Here is a 9,992-nt window from a genome sequence, read left to right on the forward strand (position 1 = left end):
AAAATATGCCCCTGAGTATGATGTGGATAAGATTTTGCCAGAGCTGAATTAAATCAACTATTAAGAATACTTTCTCTATTGCTTAATACATATTTTAGATTATATCCTGTAAAATAAAGGTATGACTTGCATTTGTGATATGAGGGGTATTTGTATTGAGTGAAAAAAAGGTATTGACAGGCAGGATGAATGAACAGATACTGTTTACGGAACGGAACGGAACGGAACGGAACGGAACGGAACGGAACGGAACGGAACGGAACGGAACACCCGTCAACTGCAGCCAATCAGCCTTCGCTTATAGCCCGGCTTCTTGGGTAGTTTTGAGATGGGCGCTGTTACCCAAATCAGAGATTGTGACAGCGCTTCTGGTACAGCACGATTATTGTGCCCTTTTGGGGACTAAAATAGAATATATTAATGATGGATAACCGTCGAATAAGACAGGGGTTAGAGCCCTGTCTTATTCGACGGCTTTTTGTGTTGTGTAACATGGCTTTGCGGCAGCCATAACAGTCGTGAATAAGAAGTAAAGGAGATAATAGCTTATGAGAATTAAGAAAAGTTTTTTAGGATTCCTGTTCAGCCTGGCGCTGGTGCTTGGGCTGATGCCGGGGATGAGTTTGACGGCGTATGCTGATGATGATTACCCCACCCTCTGGGTCAACAACGTGCAGGTGACAAGCGCTAATGCAGCGAATATCACAGGAGAGGCTACGCCAACAGTTAGCTATGACGTGGCTTCCAACACACTTACCCTGAATAATGCGAATATTACAAGTGGGTATCGCTTCCAGGATGGCTGGGGTAAGGCAGGAATCTATTATCATAAAAATAACAATAATGCCCTCAATATTGTATTAAGTGGAAATAACATTATCTCCGGGGATGACATCGGTATTGGAATGTGTGGCAGTTATGACTATCATGGTAGATTTAATTTCTCAGGTAATGGTACCCTTACTACACAAGGAACATCATCCGGAATCTATATGCGAGGTGGAGGCGTACAAATCGATAGCGGAACAATCAATGCATTGGGAGATTCTTCTAGCGGAATAAACGCTAAATTTGAAGTTGTCATAAATGGTGGAACTGTGGAAGCGAAGGGAGCTAAACAAGGAATTGATGCTGGTTATGGTGTTAGCATAAAAGGCGGTGATGTTACTGCGATAGCGGAGGACGACAGTAATGATGATGCTGCTGCAATATCCGGTTATAATGGTAAACATAGTTTTACAGGTGGAAATGTGACAGTGAAAGGTGGAAAGTATGGGATTAAAATGGGCGGTTCTTATGATATAGAAATCGGTTCAAGCATTACTTCCGTAACCATAACTGGTACAACAAGGGCAATTTATACTAATAAAAAGGTCATTAATTCTGTCGCAGGCAAGGGTTGGTCCACAGTAGAAGGAACTGGTGATGGAACAGAAATCCCCATAAATACAAGCGGTGGAAGCCTGGGATCCTACAAAAAATTATTGTTCCCTTACAAAAAACCAGCTGCAACCGTAACAACTGCTCCGACAGCCAAGAAATTGACCCACACCGGTGCGGCACAAGAACTGGTGACAGCCGGCGAAGCTTCCGGCGGCACGATGCAGTATGCATTAGGCAAGGACGCAACCACAGCTCCGACAAATGGCTGGAGCACATCCATCCCCAAAGGCACCGATGCCGGAAACTATTATGTATGGTACAAAGTTGTAGGAGATGACTCACATAAAGACTCTGATCTGTCATGCGTAGAAGTCCAAATAAAAGAAAAGAAAGACGATAGTACTATCGAAACAAAAGTAGAGAAAAAGGATGATACTCCTGAAGTAAAGGTAGAAGGCCTTGATTCTGAACTTGCTGAAGGCGTTATGACAGACGAAGAGAAAGCTAAGGTTAATTCCGGTGATAACGTATCACTTACGCTGCAGATGACAAATATTGATTCTTCTGTTCCGGAAGAAGAAAAGAATCTTACTGACAATGCACTGAAAAATGAGAATAAGAATAGTAAAGTCGGCATGTTCTTTGATATTTCTCTATGGATTAAGGTAGGTCAGGGCGAAGCAAGGCAAGTGACTGAAACAGGTAAAAAAGTGATCAAAGTTACTTTACAGGTACCGGATAATCTCAAGGCACCGGCAGGAGTCAAGAGAAACTTTTATGTGATTCATATACATAACAAGGCTGCAAAAGTAATAGCTAAAACTACATCAATGTCCATACCTCTTAGCCTGGATGGTTTTTCAACCTTTGCTCTGGCATATGCTGATGAAGCTGATACAGAAGCAGGTAACATTTTCTTCTCAGGTGTAAAGATAACTCAGAAGGATGGAAAAATCGCTGTTTCATGGGATAAAACTAAAGGTGTTGCAAAGTATGAAGTATATGCAACCTACTGTGGAAATAGTTATCCCAAGAAGGCAACAGCTACAACAAAGAAGAACACCATAACATTAAAGAAGATAAACAATAAGAAGATCAACTTTAAGAAGAACTTTAAGCTCTATGTTGTTGCATATGACAGTGATGGAAATCAGGTTGGAAAGACTGTCTCAGCCCACTTCGCAGGAAAAGACAATAAGAAATATAAGAACGTCAAAGAGCTTAAGCTTTCCACAAAGACCATAACTGTAGCTGTCGGAAAGACCACCAAGATCAAGGCATCAACGACCCTTGAAAAAGGAAAGAAGAAAGAGCTTTCTGATAGCCATGCAGCAAAATTCCGCTACAAATCAACCAATAAGAGTATCGCAACGGTTGATAAGAACGGAAAAGTAACAGGCGTAAGCGCCGGCAATTGTGCGGTTTATGTATATTCAAGAAATGGCCTGGCGAAGAAGGTAAGCGTAACAGTAAAGTAAGATAGCCTACAACTACAAAAAATAACTGAGCTTATGGGGGGCTGTGCACCAGGCCAAGCAGAGGCCTGTGCGCAGCTCCCTTTACGGTCGGATTTTTCTTATTTTACTTTAATAATCACTATTGAAAACAACGAATCTTCAAAATCAAACAGGAAGTGACTGCTAATTTAAGTAGCAAAAACAGGAATCTATAGGTACATAAATAGTGTAATAAACAATAATGAGAACATAAATGGTTCAGTAAAATTTGTCTATGCTATAAAGGATGATATGTTTAAAAAGCCAGGAGAGTGTACAAAGTTCTTTGACTTTATCATACCCATAGTTCCGTATATAAGCTCAGTAAATTCCGGAGAAATACTCCGTGAAAAAATGAAGGTTTCTTCGTACGATATTTCTGATGAGTACATTTCATTAGTTTCTCCATATATTAGTGATGCAAGGCTGGAAGAAAAATGAACCATGATGGTGTTGAAAGCTCCAAATACCGCATTAAATTCCGTTGTCCCTTGGCAAGCAGAAAATTTGGATGTTCCTGTAGTGAACCATGCTCGAATTCCCAATATGGTCGTACTGTTCATTTGGCCATGAAAGATAATCCGCGCCTTATAAACATACCGCCAAGAGATAGTGATGAATGGAAAAACGAGTATAATGCAAGAACTTCTGTTGAACGCTCAAACAAGCGTGAGAAAATAGACTTCAAGCTAGAAAGCGGCAGGCACCGCTCAACAAAGATGTGGTACTGCCGCCTCTATCACATCCTCATGTTACAACATTTGGATGCATGGGATCTGCCTTACGAATCCGCCCTGAGAAAGTTGGTTTGTAATGTAGCATGATCTCGTAAATATCATACAGCATTCTCAGGCATAGCAACAGTGTTATGTCTATTATTCATGCCCTGTTTTGCATCTTTTATTCATCTTGGGTAATATTCACTTGTCAAAGTTCAATTGCCAGAATTTAGCTGGCATGATCACTCAAGATTCCGAGAGATCATTACATAATGATTGTTTTGTTAAAAGTGCTGGTATAGTTATTGGACACATGAAAACTATATAATCAGATTAGTAGAAGATATGAGGTATATTTGAAAAGCGGTATAAATGGAGGAATTACTTGTGGCTACAGTATTGGTTGATTATGAGAATGTATGTATGAAAATGGCTTGGCTGGAGCTTCTTACCTTAATTTTGGTGATACTCTGCACATTTTCTGCAGCGCAGTGTGCGAAAAGCTTCCTAATTACCATACGGGGAGCAAAAGCCAGTGCTGTGATTTATTCAATTGTTGAGACCGCAAGATTAAATAACCTGAGCTCCTATTACTACGTAGATCACCTCCTTACAGAGCTTCCAAAGCTCCGTGATGAGAATGGAAATATAGATACGGCAAGTCTGGATCACTTATTACCATGGTCCGAGACATTACCTGATAACTGCCGTAAACCACGCCGCAAATAAACCTGCGGCGTTTTATTTGCAGGTAGGCGGATTATTTTACGCTTACGACATATGAAAATTATATAATTAGATTAGCAGAAGATTTGAGGTATGAGGTTGCTATACGGAGGTACATATTATGGGACTTTTCGGATTGTTTTCAAATGACGAGCATGATGTACGGCTGACTGACAAGGAGGTCGAGAAGCTTAAGAAGAACATGTCGCGCGCTGAGAAGAAGGAGTTCTTTTGAAGGCAGGAGGAGCTGGAGCGTGACAAGGCTGATAAAGAGGCCTGGCTCTGGGCCATGGGCGACTGGGATGACGATGACTAAGGTCAGTGAGTTTGAGGATTGGGAAGTGATATAGAAGGAATAATGTATTTGTGTTAAAATTTTCAATAAACGTACTTGATTGTTAATGCTTCTCGTCCTATTTAGCAAAATGTGTTTGCTGGCGGCGGAGAAATGCTATCAGAGGGGAAGATGAGAGCATCAGATAGATTCACAGAAATTACAAATCAAAATGGTCTATATAATATTCAGGCAATCGATAATGTTCCATCCATAATGCAGAGAGGACTATTGTCTAATGAGAAAGCAAGTAGGATTGATCATGTATCTATTGCAATGAATGAAGTACAAGTTCGTAGAGATTTAGTTCAAGTTCCTAACGGATTGAAGCTACATCAGTATGCTAATCTGTATTTTGATCCGCGGAATCCAATGTTGTCTAGAAAAAGAGATCAGAATGAAGATATTTGCGTATTGAAGGTAGATAGTTCGATTCTGAATCTGAAAGGGGTAATTCTTTCGGATAGAAATGCATCTAGCGATTACGCGGCTTTCTATAGCGTTGAAGCTGGTCTAGAGATCCTGGATTTTGACCTCATTTATGCAAGATACTGGACAGATGATAACTACTATGAACAATGTAGAAAGAAATCAATAAAGTGCGCAGAGGCGTTGATTCCGTATTGCGTTTCTGCTGACTATATTGTATCTGCCGCTGTTGTTAATGAAGTGGCAGCAGAAAGACTTAAATTAACTGGGTTTGATAGACAAATAATTATTGTACCCGGAGTGTTTTTTTAGGAGAAACTATGAAGGTAAAAATAGGGGATATTTTTGAAAGTGAATGCACAACCATCGTCAATACAGTTAATTGCGTAGGGGTGATGGGTAAGGGCATAGCATTAGAGTTCAAAAAAAGATATCCTGAGATGTTTATGGATTATGTAAACAGATGTAATTCTAAACAGGTTAAAACTGGGATGCCATATGTTTATGATAATGGCGATGGCACGAAAGTCCTTAATTTTCCTACGAAAGATCATTGGAGATCGCCATCTAGATTATCATACGTTATTGATGGACTGGATTGGTTTGTGGGTAACTATGAGAAGTATGGGATTACAAGTATCGCATTTCCTCCTTTAGGATGTGGAAATGGAGGGCTTGATTGGGCGATAGTTGGCCCTGTTATGTATCAGAAATTAAGCAAATTACCAATAGAAATCGAGATATATGCTCCGTTTGGGGTGAGCAGAAATGAGATTACAGAGGAGTTTCTTTCAAAAGCTGCTTTAGAAGAAGACGTTTTAGGTAAGAGTAATTTAAGAGTAAATCCTAAATGGTATTTAATTCTTCAGGCGGTAAGAGAACTCAATGGAAGAACATATTCGTTAAAGGTTGGCAGAACGATTTATCAGAAGATATGCTATGTCATGACAAGAAATGGAGTAAACACGGGATTTGCTTTTTCAAAAGGAAGCTATGGTCCATATTCAGCTAAAGTAAAGGAATCAATTACAGTATTAGCAAATGCGAATCTGATTATTGAGCAAACCTTAGGGAGAATGATCTCATTAAGCGTTCCGGAAAACGTGAAAATAGATAGGGATAAGTTTTCACAAGATGAATGGATGGCCATGAAGAAAACAGTTGATCTCTTTGGTAGAGTTAAGAGTACGGATCAGGCTGAAATGGTGGCAACGGTTTTATATGCGTTCGATGAATTGAAGAAGGAAAAAACACAGATTAGCGATAAAGATGTGTATGATTATGTTATGTCTTGGAAGCCTCATTGGGAAAAGGAAAAGAATTTTGAGGTTTGCGATACAATTCATAATCTGGCAATGCTTTCACTTATATCAGTGATACATAGCAACAAGTTAATGGATACAGATGAAATGGTGATGATGGGCGTATAGATAATATGAACCGTCATAAGAAATAGGTTTTCAACTGCATGTTGAATGTAATCTAATACCTTCTGTCCTGCAACTATCGGCACGGTGAATTTGGATTACCGAAGTCTGTTCCTTCACTTTGAATGTAATTCGTTGTTCTACAAGGCAGATATCATTGAATCACTGAAAAAAGATTATGAGACAAGCCTTGAGAGTTGCAGACAAAGAACTCTTGAGGAAATCAATAATGGTTTTATTCATAGAATTATTGATTGTTGTTTGCGTGTCTTTGCACCTTTACTATAAACATCTTGGCTTTTGAAGTTAGGATGAGTTTCGGGGGCTATCGCAGGTAAGTGCGTAGCCTTCTTTTTATATATGTAACATAGGGATTTGTATTATGGATATATCAGAAATAATGACATAAAGATACGGGATTAAGAGTTTTTTTCCTAATGTTTAATACACATTTTATATTGTGTCTTATAAAATTAGTTTATGTAATGGTTGCTGTTAAGTATGATATTATCCCAATTTACTCGGCCAATGGGGAGACCGGAAATGAATACATTGAAAAAGGTTTTGTTAAGCGTTGCGGCAACAATGTGCATCTGTATTGTATTACTTATAGTAGCTTGTATACCCAGGCAGGCTATTTACGAGAATACGCTGATTAGTGCAAATTATTTTGCGAATAGACAGCCATTCGAACCGTTATTGGATGACTATATCAACTCAATACAGGACAATTTTTCAGATACCCTGTTATGTGATATTTCATATTGTATCGATGAACGGCACCCTTTTAAATCCGTTATACAGGCGAAGTATACACAGGGAGAAATGCAGCAGGCTTATGAGGGACTGCTTTCAGCTGTAAATGATGCAGAGGCGCCCAATATGGAATATGGGCGATATTGGCATGGGAGCCTTGTATTGATCAGGCCGCTTCTGCTGATCATGCCTATCGATAAGATCCGTATCCTATGCGGAATCACTATCTGCACAATACAGCTTGTAATAATAGTGATGCTTATAAGGCGTAAAAATATAGCTTTTGCCTGTTGTTATCTGATTGCATTTATATTGATCCATCCCTGGATGTTATTTACATCGCTGGAATATGGAACGGCTTTTCTTGCAGCGTCTGTGGCATCTCTGGTGATGGTATTGGGACAAGACAGATCTACAGCGAGACTTATGGCTTTTTTTGCAATTACAGGCGTGATCACTTGTTTTGTGGATTTTCTTACAACAGAGACACTGACCTTCACAATGCCTATGCTTTTGTTTTTGGCAAATAAGGCACAAAAAGAAAAAAACGAAAGCCCGATTAATAGACGCAATGCAAAAAAAGATCAGACAGTCGGCAAGATAAAAGTCAACTGCATGCTGGTTATCTATAGCGGATTGTGCTGGTTTGCCGGCTACCTTGGGATGTTTGTGATGAAGATCATTTTATTGACTGTGGTTGCCGGAAAAGATACGATGATCACTTCCTTACAGGAGGGACTGTTTAGACTGGGAGGAGATGTTCGCAAATCGAATGTGTCATCTTCGCAGACAGTGGATTTTGCACGAAGATTAAGTGGCGCAATCTGGCATAATCTTGCATGCCTTTATCCAACTCACGCAGGGGTTATGGAGGCCGGAGGAGTGTGGCTTACTACAGGACTTATTCTCATTGCAGGGCTAATACTGGTGTATTTACTACATGACAGAATAGAATTACAAATTGTTATTCCAATGGTGATGATTGCACTTGTACCGTTCATGCGTTTTTTAGTTCTGTCAAATCATTCGTATGTGCATTTCTTTATTACATATCGCGTGCTTATGACAACAATTGCGGTTTATCTTTTCTTTGTATATGACAATGCAATAAGACATATTGTGAAAGCAAAAAGAAAAAAATGAATACTTCAGAGTAGAGACTATGAGGGTATAAGAATTATGAAATGACCTTAGGAATCCTCCGATAGAGGTACACTCAAGGTCAAATCGAAAGGAGTGTGGTTTAATGAAATTACAAAACGAACTGACAAAACGAGTCAAAGACAGATTAAGAGGTGCTGTGGCACTGATGCTGTCGCTGGTGCTGATGATGACAATGCTACCGGCGATTCAGGCAAAGGCGTACAGCATTCCTGAAGCTGAGCTTCAGCAGGGTGACAATTTCTATTTTATTGTAGTCGATGATAACGAAAACGGATTATTTTGCACAGGTCAGGAAACCCTACAGGGAAAAGCACCTTACGATACAATAAACCCTTATGATACAAATAATACGGATAATGGCTATGTGAGAATATACAGTGGCTTTGTATTATCAGAAAATTCACCATTTAAATTGATTAGTGAAATCTCTGAAGGAGGAAGAGCCAATGCACCAATAGCAATTGTGAGTACAAAGCAAGATGCGACAGTATATTGTGGAACCGTTAATTATAGTGGTGGTGAAATACTTGAATTATGGCTTGACGGGGAACACAAGACTGAAAATACCGCGGCAGGAAATGATAAAAAGGGAAGCTTTACACTCCCGTCAGGTAAATATGAAGTCTGGGATCCTGAGGGCTATAAAACTGATAAACAGGACAATGAAAGAAAGGTAATCGAGTTCAGGACAGTCATAGAATCCATCGCGCTTTCGCCTGACCCCTTGGAAATGACTTTAGCTGACGATCCTGTGAAGTTAACAGTGACTCCTGCAGCTGCACAAAATAAGGTGAAATGGACATCTTCTGATGAGAAGATTGCAAAAGTTGATGAAAATGGAGCTGTAACTCCTGTTTCTGCAGGTGAGGCAAAGATTACAGCAACTTATACCGGAGCTGAATCAATTACTGCAAGCTGCGTTGTTAAAATCAGCAAAGTATCTATCAAGGTTACACCTCCGACAGCAAAGACACTGACATACACGGGATCCGCACAGGAACTCGTTGAAGCAGGAAAAGCCGAGGGTGGTACAATGCAGTACGCTATTGGTACAGATGCTAAAACACCACCGACATCCGGGTATAGCACATCAATTCCTACCGGAACTAAAGCAGGAACCTATTATGTATGGTACAAAGTCATAGGTGATGATAGTCATACAGATTCTGAACCTGCTTGTGTTACGGTGACAATTGAATCGGAATCAGGTAATGGAGTAGAAGAAACTAAGAATCCTGATGGAAGCAGAACTGTCACAGAGATAAAAGAAACTAAAGATGGCACATCAAATATCACAGTCACGAATTACAATAGTAAAGATGAACAGATTTCCCAGTATGTATTCAAGCAGACTAAAGGAACAAAATTAGACCTCAAAAATGTAAACAGTAAGAACCTCAAAACAGTAGTAGTTCCTGGGGCAGTAAAAGCAAATGGTAAGACCTACAAAGTCACGAGAATTTGCAAGGGCTTCCTTAAAAACTGCAAGCAGGCAACAAAAGTTGATATAGGAAAAAACATCAACACTATAGACAAGAATGCCTTTAACTACGGTAAG

General features: G+C 39.7%; 8 protein-coding genes. All 8 read left to right on the top strand.

What is annotated here, in order from left to right:
- Positions 1–548 precede the first annotated feature (548 nt).
- On the top strand, positions 549–2,861 hold the full coding sequence (locus tag G596_RS0119620; RefSeq protein WP_022763505.1) for an Ig-like domain-containing protein: 2,313 nt from the start codon (positions 549–551) through the stop codon (positions 2,859–2,861).
- A gap of 228 nt (positions 2,862–3,089) precedes the next feature.
- Entirely contained in the window at positions 3,090–3,320 is a 231-nt protein-coding gene (locus G596_RS23130) for a YobI family P-loop NTPase (protein ID WP_334291022.1), read from the top strand.
- Positions 3,321–3,448: 128 nt separating this feature from the next.
- Positions 3,449–3,703: a hypothetical protein gene (locus tag G596_RS25700; protein WP_026527822.1), complete on the top strand. Its 255-nt coding sequence runs from the start codon at positions 3,449–3,451 to the stop codon at positions 3,701–3,703.
- Positions 3,704–3,985: 282 nt separating this feature from the next.
- Entirely contained in the window at positions 3,986–4,327 is a 342-nt protein-coding gene (locus G596_RS26150) for a transposase domain-containing protein (RefSeq protein ID WP_196805262.1), read from the top strand.
- 463 nt (positions 4,328–4,790) lie between these two features.
- A complete protein-coding gene (locus G596_RS24240; protein ID WP_026671436.1) occupies positions 4,791–5,399 on the top strand; it encodes a DUF4433 domain-containing protein in 609 nt (202 codons plus the stop codon).
- A gap of 8 nt (positions 5,400–5,407) precedes the next feature.
- Positions 5,408–6,517 carry a type II toxin-antitoxin system antitoxin DNA ADP-ribosyl glycohydrolase DarG gene (gene darG / locus G596_RS0119655; RefSeq protein ID WP_022763512.1) on the top strand — a complete coding sequence of 370 codons (1,110 nt, stop codon included), beginning with the start codon at positions 5,408–5,410 and terminating at the stop codon, positions 6,515–6,517.
- Positions 6,518–7,057: 540 nt separating this feature from the next.
- Positions 7,058–8,413: a hypothetical protein gene (locus G596_RS0119660; protein ID WP_022763513.1), complete on the top strand. Its 1,356-nt coding sequence runs from the start codon at positions 7,058–7,060 to the stop codon at positions 8,411–8,413.
- Between the two features lie 103 nt (positions 8,414–8,516).
- Positions 8,517–9,992: Ig-like domain-containing protein (locus tag G596_RS23150; RefSeq protein ID WP_044929222.1), on the top strand; the 1,476-nt coding region annotated here is incomplete at its 3' end.

The sequence above is a fragment of the Butyrivibrio sp. AD3002 genome (assembly GCF_000420905.1).
In the GTDB taxonomy this organism is placed as follows: Bacteria; Bacillota; Clostridia; order Lachnospirales; family Lachnospiraceae; genus Butyrivibrio.